Source organism: Nonomuraea sp. NPDC049714 (assembly GCF_044465295.1).
Classification (GTDB): Bacteria; Actinomycetota; Actinomycetes; order Streptosporangiales; family Streptosporangiaceae; genus Nonomuraea.
In genome coordinates this window covers 137,558-154,911 of record NZ_JBITLM010000014.1, presented here as the reverse complement: position 1 = coordinate 154,911, position 17,354 = coordinate 137,558, and the positions used below count along the sequence as shown (strand labels likewise).

At 70.8% G+C, this 17,354-nt stretch carries 16 protein-coding genes; 7 read left to right on the top strand and 9 right to left on the bottom strand.

Features of this window, described 5'->3' with window-relative positions:
• Positions 1-25 precede the first annotated feature (25 nt).
• Positions 26-1,336, bottom strand: a complete 1,311-nt coding sequence (gene nhaA / locus ACIBQX_RS41015) for a Na+/H+ antiporter NhaA (protein WP_397014390.1) — start codon at positions 1,334-1,336, stop codon at positions 26-28.
• Between the two features lie 191 nt (positions 1,337-1,527).
• On the opposite strand from nhaA, the gene ACIBQX_RS41010 reads away from it, so the two are divergent.
• Positions 1,528-2,514, top strand: coding sequence for a serine hydrolase domain-containing protein (locus ACIBQX_RS41010; protein WP_397014388.1), 987 nt, complete (start codon positions 1,528-1,530; stop codon positions 2,512-2,514).
• Here the strand turns inward: ACIBQX_RS41010 and ACIBQX_RS41005 are convergent.
• Positions 2,498-3,667: a serine hydrolase domain-containing protein gene (locus ACIBQX_RS41005; RefSeq protein ID WP_397014386.1), complete on the bottom strand. Its 1,170-nt coding sequence runs from the start codon at positions 3,665-3,667 to the stop codon at positions 2,498-2,500. The genes ACIBQX_RS41010 and ACIBQX_RS41005 overlap by 17 nt on opposite strands.
• Before the next feature lie 34 nt (positions 3,668-3,701).
• Entirely contained in the window at positions 3,702-4,079 is a 378-nt protein-coding gene (locus tag ACIBQX_RS41000; RefSeq protein ID WP_397014384.1) for a hypothetical protein, read from the bottom strand.
• Positions 4,080-4,312: 233 nt separating this feature from the next.
• Here ACIBQX_RS41000 and ACIBQX_RS40995 point away from each other — a divergent pair, with 233 nt between their 5' ends.
• Positions 4,313-5,467: a DUF418 domain-containing protein gene (locus tag ACIBQX_RS40995; RefSeq protein ID WP_397014382.1), complete on the top strand. Its 1,155-nt coding sequence runs from the start codon at positions 4,313-4,315 to the stop codon at positions 5,465-5,467.
• A 1-nt stretch (position 5,468) separates the two neighbouring features.
• Here ACIBQX_RS40995 and ACIBQX_RS40990 read toward each other — a convergent pair whose 3' ends face one another.
• Positions 5,469-6,473 carry a nucleoside hydrolase gene (locus ACIBQX_RS40990; RefSeq protein ID WP_397014380.1) on the bottom strand — a complete coding sequence of 335 codons (1,005 nt, stop codon included), beginning with the start codon at positions 6,471-6,473 and terminating at the stop codon, positions 5,469-5,471.
• Between the two features lie 62 nt (positions 6,474-6,535).
• Positions 6,536-7,714, bottom strand: coding sequence for an extracellular solute-binding protein (locus tag ACIBQX_RS40985; protein ID WP_397014378.1), 1,179 nt, complete (start codon positions 7,712-7,714; stop codon positions 6,536-6,538).
• 24 nt (positions 7,715-7,738) lie between these two features.
• Here ACIBQX_RS40985 and ACIBQX_RS40980 point away from each other — a divergent pair, with 24 nt between their 5' ends.
• Positions 7,739-7,945, top strand: coding sequence for a hypothetical protein (locus ACIBQX_RS40980; protein WP_397014376.1), 207 nt, complete (start codon positions 7,739-7,741; stop codon positions 7,943-7,945).
• Here the strand turns inward: ACIBQX_RS40980 and ACIBQX_RS40975 are convergent.
• A complete protein-coding gene (locus ACIBQX_RS40975; protein WP_397014374.1) occupies positions 7,923-9,827 on the bottom strand; it encodes a hypothetical protein in 1,905 nt (634 codons plus the stop codon). The two genes, ACIBQX_RS40980 and ACIBQX_RS40975, sit on opposite strands and share 23 nt — an antisense overlap.
• A 131-nt stretch (positions 9,828-9,958) precedes the next feature.
• Positions 9,959-10,165, bottom strand: a complete 207-nt coding sequence (locus ACIBQX_RS40970; protein WP_055509312.1) for a cold-shock protein — start codon at positions 10,163-10,165, stop codon at positions 9,959-9,961.
• 476 nt (positions 10,166-10,641) lie between these two features.
• Between ACIBQX_RS40970 and ACIBQX_RS40965 the strand changes: the two genes are divergently transcribed.
• The 4 genes from ACIBQX_RS40965 (at position 10,642) to ACIBQX_RS40950 (ending at position 14,277) form a co-directional block, all read left to right on the top strand.
• On the top strand, positions 10,642-11,160 hold the full coding sequence (locus ACIBQX_RS40965) for a phospholipase (protein WP_397014372.1): 519 nt from the start codon (positions 10,642-10,644) through the stop codon (positions 11,158-11,160).
• 121 nt (positions 11,161-11,281) lie between these two features.
• Positions 11,282-12,424 (top strand): serine hydrolase domain-containing protein, encoded by a 1,143-nt coding sequence (locus tag ACIBQX_RS40960; RefSeq protein WP_397014370.1) that lies wholly within the window; start codon positions 11,282-11,284, stop codon positions 12,422-12,424.
• A gap of 72 nt (positions 12,425-12,496) precedes the next feature.
• On the top strand, positions 12,497-13,204 hold the full coding sequence (locus tag ACIBQX_RS40955) for a ThuA domain-containing protein (RefSeq protein ID WP_397014368.1): 708 nt from the start codon (positions 12,497-12,499) through the stop codon (positions 13,202-13,204).
• Complete coding sequence (locus tag ACIBQX_RS40950) at positions 13,189-14,277, top strand: Gfo/Idh/MocA family protein (RefSeq protein WP_397014366.1); 1,089 nt, start codon at positions 13,189-13,191, stop codon at positions 14,275-14,277. Before ACIBQX_RS40955 ends, ACIBQX_RS40950 begins: the two co-directional genes overlap by 16 nt.
• A gap of 7 nt (positions 14,278-14,284) precedes the next feature.
• Here ACIBQX_RS40950 and ACIBQX_RS40945 read toward each other — a convergent pair whose 3' ends face one another.
• Both ACIBQX_RS40945 and ACIBQX_RS40940 read right to left on the bottom strand, forming a co-directional pair.
• Positions 14,285-15,976, bottom strand: a complete 1,692-nt coding sequence (locus tag ACIBQX_RS40945; protein WP_397014364.1) for a dihydroxy-acid dehydratase — start codon at positions 15,974-15,976, stop codon at positions 14,285-14,287.
• 8 nt (positions 15,977-15,984) lie between these two features.
• Positions 15,985-17,352, bottom strand: coding sequence for an FAD-dependent oxidoreductase (locus tag ACIBQX_RS40940; protein WP_397014362.1), 1,368 nt, complete (start codon positions 17,350-17,352; stop codon positions 15,985-15,987).
• Positions 17,353-17,354: the final 2 nt, after the last annotated feature.

Genomic DNA, 17,354 nt, shown 5'->3' with positions numbered 1-17,354 from the left:
TCACCACGAATCCGCATGAAGAAGGTCAGCCGACCCGGTCACTCTCGTACACGTCCGGCACGCCGTCGTGGTCGTGGTCGGCGGTCTCCAGCTCGTGGATGCGCCGATAGACCCGGTTGCGCAGGCGCAGGATCACCGCCGCCAGCAGCGCCGCCGCCACCGACCCGGCCAGCACCGCCACCTTGACATGCTCGTCGGCGCCGACCCCGAAGGCCAGCTCGCCGATCAGCAGCGACACGGTGAACCCGATCCCCGCCAGCACCGACAGTCCGAGCATGTCCACCCAGGTCAGGTCCTCGTCCAGGTCGGCATGGGTGAAGCGGGCGGTCAGCCAGGTCGCGGCCATGATGCCGAGCGGCTTGCCCACCACCAGCCCCACCGCGACCCCCACCACGATCGGGTCACGGAACGCGCCGGCCAGGCCGTCGAGCCCGCCCAGCGCCACCCCGGCCGACAGGAACGCGAACACCGGCACGGCCACCCCGGCGGAGAGGGGGCGGAAGCGGTGCTCGAAGTGCTCGGCCAGGCCGGGCCCGGCGTCGGGGCCGCCGGCCTTCTCGCTGCGCACGACCGGGACGGCGAAGGCCAGCAGCACGCCCGCGACGGTCGCGTGCACTCCCGAGGCGTGCACCAGCGCCCAGACCGCGACGGCCAGCGGCAGCAGCAGCCACCAGGACCGCACCCGGCGCTGCACCAGCACGGCGAACAGCGCCAACGGCGCCAGCGCCGCCAGCAGCGGGACCGGTGACAGGTGGTCGGTGTAGAACAGCGCGATGATGACGATGGCGATGAGGTCGTCGACCACGGCGAGGGTGAGCAGGAAGGTGCGCAGTGCCGTCGGCAGGAACCGCCCGATGACCGCGAGCACGGCCAGGGCGAAGGCGATGTCGGTGGCGGTGGGGATCGCCCAGCCCTTGCCCGCGCCCGCGACGCTCTGGGTGATGAGCAGGTACAGCGCAGCCGGGACGATCACCCCGCCGAGCGCGGCCGCGATGGGGACGGCGGCCCGCCGCAGGTCGCGCAGGTCACCGGCGACGAACTCGCGTTTGAGCTCCAGCCCGGCGACGAAGAAGAAGATCGCCAGCAGGCCGTCACCGGCCCAGGTGGCCAGGCTCAGGTTCAGGTGCAGCGCCTCGGGGCCGACGTGGACGTCGCGCAGCCACTCGTAGGCGTCCGCCCACGGGGAGTTGGCCCAGATCATCGCCGCCACCGCGCCGATCAGGAGCAACGCCCCGCCGACGGTCTCCTTGCGCAGGATGGCGGTGATGCGGCGGGCCTCGGTCCACGACCCCCGGCCCAGCAGGGCAGGCTGACGCGAAGGGGCAGAGTTGGTCATAAGGGGCGCTCCGGATGTTCGGGTACGGGTCGGACGTTGCCGACCAGACTTCCCGGCACACCACCTTCACTGTACCCACCGTCCGGCGGGCACCCGTCGAGCGGGGCCCGCCGGAAGAGGGGGTGGCCAGGCCGAGGCGCTCAAGCAACTCATGTTGACTAACGCCGAATTAGTCAACTAAGGTTGCTCGCATGCCCTTGACAGACAACGCGCTCCAGCGCGCCCTCGACCAGACCGTCGCCGACGGTGGCGGGCCCGGCGTCGTCGCCGAGCTCAGGGACGGCCAGGCGGAGCCCTGGTTCGGCACGGCGGGAGTGGCCGACCTGGCGACCGGTCGCCGGCGCTCACCGGGTGAGCACTTCCGCATCGGCAGCTTCACCAAGGCGTTCGTCGGCACGGTGGTGCTGCGGCTGGCGGCCGAGGGCCGGCTGACCATGGACGACACGGTGGCCAAGTGGCTGCCCGGCGTCGTGGAGGAGCACCTCGGCGCTGACGGCGCCACGATCACCGTCAGGCAGCTGCTCAACCACACCAGCGGACTCCCCGACGCCATCCCCGGCCAGGAGACCCCGCGCCCGGAAGACCCCGGGAAACGCTTCATCTACTCGAAAGTCAACTACGATCTCTCCGGAATGATCGTCGAACAGGCGACAGGCTCCACCCTCGCCGGCGAGATCGACCGCCACGTCGCCCGCCCGCTGGGCCTGACGGAGACGTACCTGCCGACCGGAGACCAGACGTTCCGCGGCCCGCACGCGCGGCACTACTCCAAGCACGACGAGACCGGCCGCCCGACCGAGATCCACGACGTGACCGACGCGGACCTGAGCTGGGCCGGAGCCGCCGGGGGCATGGTCTCGACGACCTCCGACCTGCACCGCTTCCTCAGCGCCCTGCTGCGCGGCAGCCTCCTCCCGCCCGCCCAGCAGGAGGAGCTGTTCACCACCGTCTCGACGGACGGCTCCGGCTGGGTGCCGGACACCCGGTACGGCCTCGGCGTCTACTCCCAGCGGCTCCCCGGCGGAGCCACGCTCTGGGGAGGCGGCGGCTACATCCAGGGCTCGATGTCGTACGCGATGGGCGACCGCGAGGGCACCCGCCTGCTGGTGAGCAACCTGAACGGCGACTGGAACGACTTCCAGGAGACCTTCGCCCGGCTCTTCAGCACGCGCTTCTGACCGCCGCCAGGAGACCGGCCGCTCTCAGGTCCGGCACGCCTTCCTGTACGTGGTTCATGACGTAGCCGAACGCGAGCCCGGTGGCCGGGTCGGCGAAGCCCAGCGATCCGCCCATGCCGGGGAACCCGAAGGCGGTCGGGCTGTACCAGAACGCATCGGGCGTCGGCAGGCCGAACCCGGCGCCGATCCGTACAGGGATGCGCAGGATGCGATCGAGGCCGCTGACCTGTTCCGCGGTCGCCGCCGCCAGGGTGGCGGGGGTGAGGATCCGGTGCCCGTCGACCTCGCCGATGAGCGCGGCGTAGAAGCGGGCCAGCGCGCGGGCGGTGCAGATGCCGTTGGTCGACGGCATCTCGGCGGCCTGCTCGTCCGGGTCGTTGTGGTCCAGCGGGGGTGACACGACGCTCATCGAGCGTACGGTCAGCGACGTCGGGTCGGCGTAGGCCGCCATCACCTCGCGCATGGGCTCGGGGAGGGCCGCCAGGTCGATCCGGGACAAGGCGTCGAAGTCGGGCACGGCGGCGATGATCCGGCTGACCCGGTGATGCTCGGACTTCGGCAGTCCGATCCACAGGTCCAGGCCCAGCGGCGCGGCGATCTCCGCCGCGAGGAAGGCGCCGATGCTGCGGCCGGTCACCCGGCGGACGACCTCGCCGACCAGCCAGCCGTAGGTCAGCCCGTGGTAGCCGTGCTCGGTGCCCGGCTCCCAGGCCGGGCGCTGGGCGGCGAGCGCGGTCACCATCGGCTCCCAGGCGATGGCCTCCGCCGGGGTGATCGGGTGGTCGATCGCGGGCAGGCCGGCCTGGTGGGTGAGGAGCCAGCGGACCGGGACGCGCTCCTTGCCGTTCGCCCCGAACTCCGGCCAGTACGTCGCGACGGGGGCGTCGAGGTCGAGTTCGCCGCGCTGGGCCAGCAGATGGGCGCAGGCGGCGACGACGCCCTTGGTCGTGGAGTACACGACCTGCAGGGTGTCGCGCTCCCAGGGGCGGCCGGTCTGTGGATCGGCGATTCCGCCCCACAGGTCCACGACCTTGCGGCCGTGCAGGTAAACGGCGACCGCCGCGCCCACTTCCTGGCCGCCGGCCAGATTGGCCGCGAACGCCTCGCGTACTCCGTCGAATCCCGGTGCGGTGGTCCCGCCGATTTCGGGCATGCGTCATCGCCTTCCGTGCCGTTGAGGGGGTGTGTTACGGGCGCCACTTGTCGATGAGCCAGGCGCAGAGCTCCGGCTCGGTCATCTCGGGGAACTCCTCGGTGAACGTGGCGAGCACGCGCATCGCCTCGTCCCGGTCCAGGCCGAGCATCGCCGCTCGTTTGAGGTAGTCCTGGCGCGCGGCCGTCGGACGGCCGCCGCCCGCGCCCCGGCCCGGCAGCCCGTCACGCCACCGCACGATCTCCTCGACCCGGTCGGCCCGCCAGCCGGGAGCTCCGTCGATCTCGACGTCCGGCTCGGGGAACGGGTGACGCGAATCGCCAGGATGGCGGGAACGCCATTTGTGCACCGCGTGCCGGGTCACGCCCAGCGCCTCGGCGATGCCGATCACGCCGAGGTAGTGCTCGGTCATGGCGCACCACCTTGTCTGTCCGGCCTCCTCTGGACTGCCATAGATACCACGCCTGAACATCGTCTCTGTCATGGACGACGTTAATGTAGGAGCGGAACATCGTCAACATCGAAGACGAAGTTCTACCTGGGCCCTGTGCCTAGGTCCACCCCCGCGGGCATCTATCCGCATTCCGGGCCCGCGCTCCCGTCCGTAGCGTCGGAGATCCAGGGTCTTCGAACGAGGGACATGACATGACAACGTCGACACAAGCACCACCGGGCCCGCTCGACACCGCCGCGCGGGCGCTCGCCCCGGACCTGGCCCGGGGCGGCATGCTGCTGGCCATCGCGTTCGCGCACGCACCGCTCTTCGTCGTCGCCGCCGGCCAGGGCAACGCCCTGGCCAATGACATCGCGATCTTCTTCCAATCGCTCTTCGTCAACAACCACGCGCGGCCGATGTTCGCCTTCCTGTTCGGCTACGCGCTGGTGCAACTGCTGGACCGGCAGACGGCGCGCGGCGGCGACTGGCCCACCGTCCGCAAGCTGCTGCGCCGCCGGGGCTGGTGGCTGATGGCCTTCGGGTTCGCGCACGTGGCGCTGCTGGTCCCCATCGACATTCTCGCCGTGTACGGACTCAGCGCCGTCCTGCTCGTCGGCATGCTGCGGTTCCGGGACTCGGCACTGCTGTGGACCGCGGGGCTGACCATGGTGCCCTCGACGGTGCTGATCGGGTTAGTCACGTGGTACCCGCTGTCGCAGGGCCAGTCCGTGTACGACATGATCTCGCTCGCGGGGACCACCGACCTGGTGCAGATGGCCATGGAGCGGGTGCAGGCCTGGCCGCCCGGCCTCATCGTGGGTGTGACCATGGTCGTGCCCGGGGTGCTCCTCGGGATGTGGGCGGCGCGGCGGCGGATGCTGGACGAGCCCACGCGGCACCGGACGCTCCTGGTCCGCATCACGGTGAGCACCACGGTCGTCTCGCTGGCCGGCTCCGCCCCCCTCGGGCTCGTCCTGACCGGGGCGTGGAAGCCGGACGGGGCCGCCCTGCTGGCCGCCTCGCTTGCGCAGCCGATCACGGGATACCTCGGCGGCATCGGCATGGCCACCGGCATGGCCCTGATCGCCATCGTGGCCGAGCGGCGGCGCAACCGCCTGACCGTCGCCGTCGAGGCGCTTGGCCAGCGGTCGATGAGCCTGTACCTCTTCCAGTCGATCGTGTTCGTCGCGGTCTTCTACCCGTTCGGGCTGGGGCTGCAGGACGACCTCGGGATCGCGGGCGCCACCGGGGTGGCCGTGGCGACGTGGCTGCTGTCGCTGGTGATCGCCGACCTGATGCGGCGGGCCGGACACCGGGGCCCGGCGGAGATCCTGCTGCGCCGTCTCGCCTACCGCCGCCGATGACTCAGCCCCGGCCGTTCAGCGTGTCGAGGAAGCGCTGCTCGAACGCCTCGGTGCCGGCCGCCGTGCCGTACGAGAGCAGGCGCCCGGAGGGCGACAGGATCGTGCGCCCGGCCGAGGGCCCCTCCAGCACCACATCGAGGCGTCCGGCGGTGAACTCGACGTGTCCCGGATGGACGGCGCTCATCGCGGCCAGCGGATCCCACCAGTACAGCAGGTCGTCGGCGATCAGCGGCCGCACCTCAGGATGCGAGACGATCTCCAGCACGGTGGCGGCGGCCGGCGTGCTCTGGTCGGCGCGCAGCCGGTCGATGAACGCGTCGGTGATGAGCACCTCGTTGGCGGCGTCCAGCGACACCATGCGCACGCTTCCGCCGCTGCGGGTGAGCGCGGCCCGCGCCGCGGCCGGGTGGAGCCAGTAGTTGAACTCCTGCGTGCCGTCGAACTCCGGCGGGGTGCCGCAGCACAGGTTCCCGCCGACCTTCACCGCGCCGCCCATCGAGGTCAGCCGGGAGGCGGAGTACGGCAGCGCGGCGGCCACGTTGCTGAGCGGGCCGGTGGCGATGATCTGCGTGGCCGGCCTGGCCCGCAGCAGCTTCCTGATCAGGTCGGGGGCGGGCAGCTTCGACGGCGTCTCGTCGCCCGGGCAGCCGGGGGTCGCCGCGGTGAGCACCCGGTCGAAGAGCTGCCTCAGCTCGGCGGGAAAGGTGTTGGGCGCGTCACTCGTCGCGTCGGCGATCAGCACCTTCCGCAGCCCGAGCCGCTCGGACAGGCACCGGGCATGCCGGATCGCCCTGCCCGGCAGGCCCGCGCCGCTGTTGGTCACCGTGATGGCCCGTAAGTCGATGCGCCCGGCCTTGTGCTCCTGCGACAGGTACGCCAGCGTGGCGGCGTCGTCGAAGTCCATGTCGGTGTCGAAGATGACCGCTGGTGGACGGGCCTGGGCCGCGGCGGGCAGCGCCGCCCACGGTGCCAGGGCCAGGACGAGGGCGAGCAGGATTCTCCGCATGGGATTCCCCCGGCTGCGAGACGACAGTCCGAGACCAGTTGAACTCGGGCTCCTGAGCCCGGTCAACACGGGGGACTGTCGGCGGGGACTCTGCCGTTCAGGGCGGCCTCCAGGAGGCCGGGGGCGGTGGAGAAGAACGTGGCCCGCGCCACCCTCGTCTCCCAGGCGCCGCGTGCGCACGTGCGAAAGGCCTCGCTGAACTGCGCGTAGTAGGGCGACTTGGGTCTCGGGCGGGCCAGGTCGATCGACTTTCTGAGCTCGGCGGCCAATGTGGCCAGCTCGTCCTCGCTCACGGGAGTGGTCTCGGAGCCGCCCTCGTCCGGGCAGGTGGCCCCGTGGCCGGCCTGGTAGTCGTCGTACACCTTGGTCAGGACCGGACCGTAGCCGCCGCAGGCGAACAGCCGGGTCTGCACCGGCTCGCTGGTGAGCCGCTCGATCAGCTCCTTGGCCGGTTTCCGGTGCTTCGGCTGGATGTGCTGGGAGATCGCCAGCACCGAGCCGCCGAGGACGCCGCCCGGCCGGTTCGGCGCGGCTACCTCGAACAGCAGGTGCTTGTCGTCGCGGCGCATCAGCGGCTCGGCGGCCAGCCGGTGGAAGGCGATCGGCCAGTTGCGCATGTAGGACACCGGCCGGTCGCCGATCTCGCCGTCCTCGAAGGCGGTGGTGCTCGCGTCCTCGTCCAGCTGGAGTGATGCGGGCAGGACGGGCACGCCGTCTCTCGCGTCCCCGGCGAAGGGCACGATCTCGGGCGTCGTCAGTGCCTTCCAGGTGGCGTCCTCGTCGTCGCCGAGGACCACGTCGGTCCGGTCGGCGCCGTCGAGCGCCTTTCCGCCGCCGAACTCGATCATCTCCAGGAAGTTGATCGTGCTGATCTCCTTGTCGTTCAGCTGCAGGAGGTAGCCGCCGTCGGTCTGGTCGAGGCGGCGGAACTCCAGCAGCGCGTCGGCGGCGAACGGCACGCCGTACTGGTCCCCGTCGATCTGCGCCGCCTTCAGCGGGCCGGTCAGGAACCGGCCGGGATCGTCGAGCTCGATCGGCTCGATGTAGCCGTGCCGGGCGAACTCGGCCACCCACGCCACGTCGAGCACGAGCACGTCGTACTCGCAGCTGCCCACCTGCGCCACCGCCGCCATCTGGGCCCGCCGCAGGTCGGTGCTGTCGGAGAGCTCCAGCAGCTTGACCCGAGGGTACTTCTCCGGCCGGTCCCCGCTGTTCCAGCGGTCGAACACCTCACGCCGCATGCTGCCGGTGCTGATGTCGTCGCCGTGGCCACGACGAGCTCGTTGCTGCCGCCGCAGTGCTCCGTGTGCGTCGTGGGCACGACGACCGGGTCGACCAGGGTGATCGCCGGGGTGGGCAGGGGCGCGGGGCTCGGGAGGCGGACCGTGCCCAGCAGGATCACCGACATCACCGCCGCGCCGCCCAGGAGCGCCCACACGGGCCGGGCCTTCATCGCCACCTCCGCACCGTGAGGAGGGCGTCGGCGATCGGTTCGCGCGTGCTGCTCGCCGTCACGCACACGTACGGCTTCGACGTGCCTCGAAGCTTGGACACGGCGCAGTCGTTGGGGCCGAAGACGATCACGTACAGGCCCGAGACGGCGGATGCCTCCGCCAGCGCCTCGCCGATCGACTCGGCGGCACCGGCGCCGCCCTCGTTGTCGAACAGGCGGCCGTCGGTGAGCAACACCACGGGCGCCGATCCGTCGCCGTCGCCGAGTTCCCTGACCCCGGCGGAGACCGGCGCGTCCCACCTGTCGAACTCGGCATTCTCGATCTCCGTGGCCACCGCGCCGAGCCTGGGGGCGCGTCCGGAGGCGATGTCGATCACCTCCGCCCGGCCGTGCTCGGTCCTGCTGCCCAGGCCGAACACCCGGACGTCGTCACGCGGCCCGAGCATCCTGCCCTGGCCGCGCAGCGCCTCAGCGGCCTGGACGCGGACCGGGCGGGCCGCCGAGCCCGAGACGTCGAGCATCAGCCGCAGGTCGACCGGTGTGCGGATCTTGTCCAGCAGCAGTTGGCTCAGTGTCGTGAGGCTGTGCGCGGTGGCCCTGCCCTTGCCGGGGATGGACTCGTGGTGGAACAAGGGCTTGCTCTTCAGCCACTGGCCGAACTTCTCGACCAGCGCTTCCTTCTCCGCCGAGCGCTGACCTGCCCAGGTCACCGGGACGTACTGGTAGTCGAGCCTGCTGAGCTCGTGGTGACCCACGCCGACGAGCTCATGGCTCTGGCCGGTGTCCGGGCAGCCCTCGACGCGATCGTCGTTGAAGTCGCGCACGCTGTGGCCGGGCACGAGCATGACGATGCCGGGACCGCTGGGCCGTCCCGCCGTGGTGCCCGACTGACGCGCGGGCTCGTCGGCTAGGCGGTCGAACGCGCACAGCAGCGAGTTGACCGTGTCCGCCCCGAGGCCGTGGGTGACGAGGTCCTGCTCGGCCCGCTGGTACTTCGTCGGGGCCTGTTCGTACTCCGACACGGCCAGCCCACGCCCCTCGAACAGGTCGTGGGTCGCGATCAGCGCCGCCACGGACGTCTCGGGGTACGGGCGCGCGATCTTCATCCCCATCTCCGTGGTGAGTGTCGTCCACACCTTCTCGAAGGAGTAGTCGTCCGGATCGTTCATGATCCTGTCCAGCTCCGCCTTCCGGCCCTCGGTCATGGCCAGCACCAGCTGGTCCTCGCCGACCGGGAGGTTCGCGCCCAGCTGCGCGGACACGCGCCCTCTGAGGTCGTCCGGCTGGGCGGCCGACGTGGCGACCCAGGCGTCGGGCTGCAGATCGTGCAGCCGGGCGTACGGCCGGCCGGTACGGTCTTCCATCTCCCAGTCGCTGTTGAAGGCGTTCAGCAGGTGGACGGGCGGCGGCACGGCGGCCACGGTCATCCGGAGCAACGGGCAGCCGTCCCGCTGCTGCTCCCCGCTGTACTGCCTGGACCGTTCCCTGAGCTGGACGACGTTCTCCGGTGCGGTGACCAGCCGCAACTCGGTCGGCACCGGGCAGGGGCTGCCCGCCGTGATCCCCTGGACGACCACCGACAGCAGGCCGACCAGCGCCATTCCGGCCAGCGCCCACAGGCCGAGCCGGATCGCCTGCGCGTGTGCGACGACGAAGCGGCCCAACGCCGGGATGTGCAGCAGGCCCGCGACGAGCACCGCGACGGCCAGCGGGGGCCAGAGCCTGAGAGGCAGGGGCAGCCGGTTGAACAGATCGAACCAGGGCGCGAGGATCCCGGTCACGACGGCGCTGGCCACGGCACCGATCAGCGCGGCCTTCGTGGTGCCGAACCTCGGCTGCGCGGGCGCGGGAGGGGGCGTCTCGTGCTGGGGGGCGTCGGGCATCTGAAGGGCTGCCTCCATGTGATCTGGATCACTTAGAGCTTAGTCAGCTTCCTCCTGAAGCGGGGCTGAAAGCGCCCTTCTGTGCTGCCGAACGCAGGCAGGGCCCGCACCGAAGAGGTGCGGGCCCTGCTGTGGAGCGTGTGCCGTGACTAGGCGGGAACGATGTTCTCCGCCTGCGGGCCCTTCTGGCCCTGGACGACGTCGAAGGCGACCTTCTGGCCCTCGGTCAGCTCACGGTAGCCACCGTTGGAAACGATGTTGGAGTAGTGGGCGAAGACGTCGGCGCCGCCGCCGTCCTGCGCGATGAAGCCGAAGCCCTTTTCAGAGTTGAACCACTTCACGGTTCCGGTTGCCATATCGATCTCCTTTTGATAGGTGCAGAGACGGGATCCGCACTTCACGAACCCCCATGTCGCTGGGATAAGCCCATCCGGAGATGACCGGCAAACAGAAAACGCACCTGAAGCGTTCTGTCAGGTGCGCACAAGTCCTTATGGGTACCACAACTGCAACTCGTTCAACGTACCACGTGCTTCCCGAAGAGCGCAAATGGGCGCGGTACGGCCCTCCTGCGGAGGGCGCCCGGCGGCGCCGAGGTGGCGCCCGCCCCCGCTCCGGACCGGCCGGGGGCCGGTCCCCTGCCCGCCGGCCTGGGGCCGTCTGACGACGCTCGCTGACAGAAAGGAGGCTCGATGTAAAGGGCGGTCGTTGGCCAACCGACGAGAAGAAATTGATCGAGATCTGCTTCCGCCCCGTTCGGCATATCGCTTCTTCATCGGGAGGGATCAAGGGAAACTTGGGTTCCCCCCGGCCTACGAGAAGCAGGTCTCCCATGAACGGACGATTCCGCGCCACGCTGGCTACGGCCGGCCTCTCCCTCGTCACCGTCATCGCGTCGGCGGCCCCGGCCCACGCGGTGACGCTGGAGCAGAAGCTCGCCGCGCTCTCCGGATTCTCCCAGCCCACGGCACCCAGCGCCGCCTCCTGGCGGTCGGCCTGGGAACAGCAGGCGTCGTGGGCGGACTACACCTTCGACTGGTCCACGGACCTGTGCTCCAGCAGCCCCGACCAGCCGCTCGGTTTGGATTTCCGGATGTCGTGCCGGCGACACGACTTCGGTTACCGCAATTACAAGGCCGTAAGTCAGTTCCCGCAGAACAAGGGCCGCGTCGACGACGCTTTCTACTTCGACATGCGGCAGGTGTGCGCCGGATACTCCGGAATCCGCAAGTCGACCTGTGACGGCCTGGCCTGGACCTACTATCAGGCCGTCCGGCAGTTCGGTGACCTCCGGGTCAGTGACCAGCAGATCGAGCAGGTCCAGCGCGACGCCGAGCTCGCCGCCGCGTGACCTCTTCCTGGAAGACCTCCGGGCGGGCGCGTCCGGAGGTCTGCTTGGTACAGCAGGCACCACCATGGGACTCCCGTCTGCGGGATCGAAGCGGCCCGGCTCCCGGCCCTAGCTTTGCACCATGACGAATTCACGCTCCCGGAGGTTGACCGGCGCCTCCGTGCTCGCACTCGCGGTTCTGGCAGGCCCGGCCGCGACCGCCGTCCTGGCCGACGCGGCTCCCACGCCGTCCGTCCAGGGGGCCCTGGACGACCTGGTGAGCAAGGACGGGTTCCCCGCGGCCCTCGCCGCCGTGCAGGGCAGTGACGGGCGCACGAGTGACTACGTCGCCGGGGTGGCCGACCTGGAGGCCAGGACCGCCGTGCCGGCCGACGGGTACGTGCGCATCGGCAGCAACACCAAGACCTTCACCGCCGTGACCCTGCTGCAGCTGGTCGGCGAGGGCAAGGTCAAGCTCGACGGCCCGGTCGAGGCCTATCTGCCCGGTCTGCTGCGCGGCAAGGGCGTCGACGGGCGGCGCATCACCGTGCGGCAGGTGCTGCAGCACACCAGCGGCCTGCCGGAGTACACCGACTTCCTGGCCAAGGGCGCCCTGCCCTACCAGCACGCCTACTTCCAGCCCCGTGACCTGCTGGACATGGCGCTGAAGAAGAAGGCGCAGTTCAAGCCCGGCGAAAAGTGGATGTACACCAACACCAACTATCTCGTCGCCGGCCTGATCATCGAGAGGGTCACCAAGCGCCCGGCGATCGAGGAGATCACCGAGCGGACGATCAAGCGGATCGGCCTGGAGGAGACCTACTTCCCGAACGTGGGCGACGAGCGGGTGCGCATCCCGCACGCCAAGGGCTACCACCGGGACGACCCGAAGAAGTCGATGACCGACGTCACCGTGTTCGAGCCGTCCCAGGCCTGGACCGCCGGCCAGATGATCTCCACCCCCAGCGACCTCAACCGCTTCTTCACCGCCCTCCTCGACGGCAAGCTGCTCAAGCCCAAGCAGCTCAAGCAGATGCGCACCACGGTCAAGGTGCCGGAGCTCGGCCCCGGCGGGGAGTACGGGCTCGGCCTCAGCGGCGTCAAGCTGACCTGCGGCGGCACCGCCTGGGGGCACGGCGGCGCCATCCCCGGCTACTACACCACCAACGCCGCCACGGACGACGGCCGCGCCGCCGCCATCGCCGTCACCCACCTGCCCACCACGCTGCCGGCCCGCGCCAACGTCGAGAAGGCCCTCGACACCGCCCTCTGCGCCAAGTCCTGATACGCCCCTTACGTGGTTTGGTATGAGATGCGACGATTTGAGTCGTTATCCAGCTGAACGATGGGCGAACGCATGACAGACGAACACGGCCGGAAAGCTCTCGTGGTGCGGGGCGGGTGGGACGGACACGTCCCGGTCGCCGCCACCGAGCTTTTCATCCCCTACCTGGAGAAGAACGGGTTCGAGGTCGTCCGGTCAGAATCTCCCGCCCCGTACGCGGACGCGGAGTTCATGGCCGGGGTCGATCTCATCGTGCAGTGCTACACGATGGGCACGATCCAGGCGGAGGAGCTCAAGGGCCTGGAGGCGGCGATTCGCGCCGGCACCGGAATGGCGGGCTGGCACGGGGGCATCGCCGACTCCTTCCGCAACTCCTCCGACTATCTGCACCTGATCGGCGGGCAGTTCGCCTGCCATCCGGGCAAGGACCCGACGCTGGAGGGCATGGGCACGCAGGAGCACAACTTCGTGCCGTACACCGTCACCATGCTGCCCGAGGCGGCCGATCACCCGATCACCAAGGGCATCGCCGACTTCGACCTCGTCACCGAGCAGTACTGGGTGCTGACGGACGACTACATCGACGTGCTGGCCACCACGACCCAGAAGATCCGCCCCTGGGACCCCTGGCACCGGGAGGTCACCTCGCCGGCCGTCTGGACCCGGCAGTGGGGGAGCGGCAGGATCTTCGTCGCGACCCCGGGCCACAGCCTCGACGTCCTGCAGGACGACAACGTGCGCACCATCATCGAGAGGGGCATGTCGTGGGCCAGCCGGTGAACGTCGGCGTCGTCGGGTGCGGGGCCATCTCGGCCCAGTACTTCCCCACCATCGACCGGCTGCCGGGGCTGCGGCTGGTGGCCGTGGCGGACCTGGACCCCGAGCGGGCGCGCGAGGCCGTGCTCCCCTACCCGGGGGTCGACGTCCTGTCCGTGGCGGAGCTGCTCGCGGACCCGCGCGTCGACGTCGTGCTCAACCTCACCATCCCCGCCGCGCACGCCGAGATCGCGCTCCAGGCCATCGCGGCGGGCAAGGACGTCTACTGCGAGAAGCCCCTGGCCGCGACCGCGGAGGACGCCGAGCGCATCCTGCGCGCCGCCGACGCCGCCCGGGTGCGGGTGGGGTGCGCCCCGGACACGGTCCTGGGCACCGGTACGCAGACCGCGCGCAAGGCGATCGACGACGGCCTGATCGGCGCACCGATCGCCGCCACCGCGACGATGATCACGCCCGGCCACGAACGCTGGCACCCGAACCCCGACTTCTACTACGTGCCGGGCGGCGGCCCGCTCCTGGACATGGGCCCTTACTACGTCACCAGCCTGGTGACGCTGCTCGGCCCGGTGGCGTCGGTCATCGGCGCGGCCAGCCGCACCCGGTCCAAGCGCACGATCGGCTCCGGCCCGCGCCAGGGCGAGGAGATCCAGGTCACGGTCGACACCCACGTCACCGGAGTGCTCGTGCACGCCTCGGGGGCGCTGTCCACCCTGGTGATGAGCTTCGACGGGACGGCGACCAGGGCGTCCAACATCGAGGTGCACGGGGAGAAGGGCTCACTCGTCGTGCCCGACCCCAACCATTTCGACGGCTCCGTCCTGGTGTCGGGGCCGGACGGCTGGCGGGACCTCCCCGCCTCGGCGGGTTACGCCGAGGCGGCGCGCGGGGTCGGGCTGGCCGACTTCGCCTCGACCCCGGCGGGTCAGGAACCCCGCGCCGGGGGAGCGCTGGCCTTCCACGTGCTCGACGTCATGGAGGCGTTGCTGTCCTCGGCGCACACCGGCGTCGCCGTGAACGTCACGAGCACCTGCGAACGCCCCCCGCCGGTCTACCTGCGGCCGAGCGAAGAGGCGTAGGGGAGACTCACTTGCCCAGGGTCGCGCCCTGGGCGAGTGGGCTCACCGTGCGGGCGTAGACCGAGAGCCAGCTGCAGCCGGCCGGGGCGGCGAGCGCGGGAAAGGCCGCGCGCCGCTCGGCCAGCTCGGCCTCCGGCACCTCCAGGTCGATCGTGCGGGTGTCCACGTCGACGCTGATCACGTCGCCGTCCCTGACCAGCCCGAGCGGGCCGCCGACAGCGCCCTCCGGGCTCACCTCGGCCACCACCAGGCCCTTGTTGACCAGCCCGGACATCTGCCCGTCGGTGACCACGGCCACCTGGTCGCCCAGGCCCGCGCCGTCCAGGGCGAAGATGAACGCCGAGGTCAGGCCCATGCCCGGCGAGCCACGCAGGCCCAGTCCGGTCAGCACGAGAACCTGGCCGGGACGCACCTCGCCGGCGCGGATGCCGGCGATCCCCTCCTCACGGGAGCGGTAGACCTTGGCGGGACCGGTGAAGCGGTGCACGCCGTCGTCGGAGACCGTGCGCTTGACGACGCCGCCGTCGGGCGCCAGCGTCCCCCGGACGATGACGATGCCCGGGTGCCGGGCCAGCGGCCGGTCCAGCGGGCTGATCACGTCGGAGTCCACCCGGTCGACGCCCGCGAGCGCTTCGCCGAGGGTGGGGCCGGCCACCGTGGGCTGGTCGAGGTCCAGCATCGGTCCGAGCTCGCGCAGCAGGCCGAGCGTGCCGCCGGCCGCCTCGAACTCGTCGATGCGCCGCTCGCCGTTCGGCTTCACCGCGGTGAGCAGCGGCACCTTCGGCGCGAGCTCCTCGAACAGGGCGTAGACGTCCACGTCGGTGCCGGCCTCCACGGCCACGGCCTGGAGGTGCTTCAGCGTGTTGACCGAGCCGCTGATCGCCAGCATCGCGGTGACCGCGTTGCGGAAGGCCCCGGGCAGCAGGATGTCGCGCGGCCGGATGTCCTCGTTGATCAGCTCGACGATGCGCTGTCCGGCCGCGGCCACGGTCTGCCACATCCTGGGGCCGTTGGCCAGCACCGGGGTGCTGCCGGGCAGGGCCATGCCGAGCGCCTCGGTGGCGATGTGCATGGAGTTGGCCGTGCCCATGCCCGCGCAGACGCCGGGGCCGGTGATCGCGCAGCTGCTCATCTCGGCCAGGTCGCTGACGGTCATCCGGCCCGAGGCGACATGGCCGGCGTAGAGGAAGACGTCCTCGAAGTCGACGTGCTCGCCGCGGAAGACGCCGGACGGCTGGTAGCCGCAGGCGACCACGATCGTCGGGATGTTCAGCCGGCCGGCCGCCATCAGGTGCGCGGGTGTGGTCTTGTCGCAGGACGCCAGGCAGACCATGCCGTCCAGGAGCGCGCCCTCCGCCGCCACCTCGATGTCGCCCACGATCAGGTCCCGGCTGGGCAGGATGTACTGCCCGGCCGCGCCGGCGCTGGTGATGGCGTCGCTGGGCGCGGCCGTGCGCACCTCGAACCCGATGCCGCCGGCCTCGCGGATCGCCTTCTTCAGCGGGCCGACGATGTCGTCCAGATGGCTGAAACAGCTCGCCAGGTCGGACGAGCTGTTCACGATCGCGATCTTCGGCTTCTCCATGTCCTCGGGGGTCAGCCCGAGCGCCGTCCACTGGGCGCGGCGCATGGCCCACCTGGTGGTCCCCGGCTCGAAGTTGCTGCGCAGATTCACGGGCAGATTCACGGGCTGGCTCACGGGCTGACTCACTGGGCGACTTCTTCCCGGCCGAGGTAGACCCCGGCCTTCTCGAGCTTGAGCTGCAGCGCCGCCACGTCGATGTCGCCGCAGGCGACACCGGCGTCGAGCGCCAGGTCGGCCGCCGTGCCCGCCGCCTGTCCCATGACGAAGCACGGGCCGGTCACCCGGGCCGCGGAGGCGGCGTCATGGGTCAGCGACGCGCACCGACCGGCCACGTACAGGTTGGCGACCCGCTCAGGGACGATCATCCGGAACGGGAGCTGGTTGAAGCCGCGCGGGTTCTCCCCGCGCTGGAAACGGAAGTCCACCGTGCCCGCGACGTGCGCCTCCACCGGCCAGCCGTTCACGCCGATGGTGTCCGGGAAGTCGGCGCAGTCGAGCACGTCGTCCTCGGTCAGCCGGTAGCGGCCGATGACGCGCCGGGTCTCCCTGATGCCGATCTGCGGCGCCAGGTCGACAATGTAGGAGTCGCCGAATCCCGGGGTGTTGTCGCGGATGAAGGTGAACGCGTCCAGCACCTGCTGCCGGCCCTGCAGCTCGCCGTGGGTGAGCTCGTCCACGTCGGTGCCGTCGACGGCGCTGCCGTCCGGGTTGCTGAGCTGGGTGAGGTTGGCGCGCCACTCCAGCGGGTTGCGCTGCGGCCGGACGATCGGCTTCTTGCGCGGGAACGTGTGCGTCCCGGCCCGCTCGGCGGCGTCCATCAGCCGCTCGACCGTGCGCCACGGCTTGTCCCCGGCTGCTGCGGCGTCCACGCCGTTGATCCGGAACATCAGCGACGGGTACAGCAGCCCGTTGTCGGCCGGCGACTTCTCGAACGGCACGCCGGCCCACGCCGACACGTCGCCGTCGCCGGAGGCGTCGATGAAGATCCGGCCGCGCACCGCCGCGCGGCCGGACTTGGACTCGATCAGCACCGCCTCGATGGTGTCCTCGTCGGACATCACCACGCCGACCGCGAGCGCGTGGAAGAGCAGGCGAGCCCCCGAGCCGCCCACCAGCTCATCCGCGGCGATCTTGTAGCTGGAGATGTCGAACGCCTGGGCCTGGATGCCGTCGTTGATGGTCAGGTGCGGCTTGGACAGCCCGTCCAGCTTCTCCAGCCGGTCCAGGAGCTCGTCGGCGAGGCCGCGGATGACCCGCCGATGCTCGCCGTACACCTTCGCGTGCAGCCCGCAGAACGTGCTCAGGCCACCCGCGGTGCCCGCGCCGCCGAGAAAGCCGTACCGTTCCAGCAGGATCACCGAGCGGCCGGTGCGGGCCGCGGCGGCCGCAGCCATGATCCCCGCGGGCCCGCCGCCCACGACCACCACGTCGAACTCGCCGTACACGGGCGTTCGGTGGCTCGGCTCGGTGATCGTCATCGGTTGGTCCACGG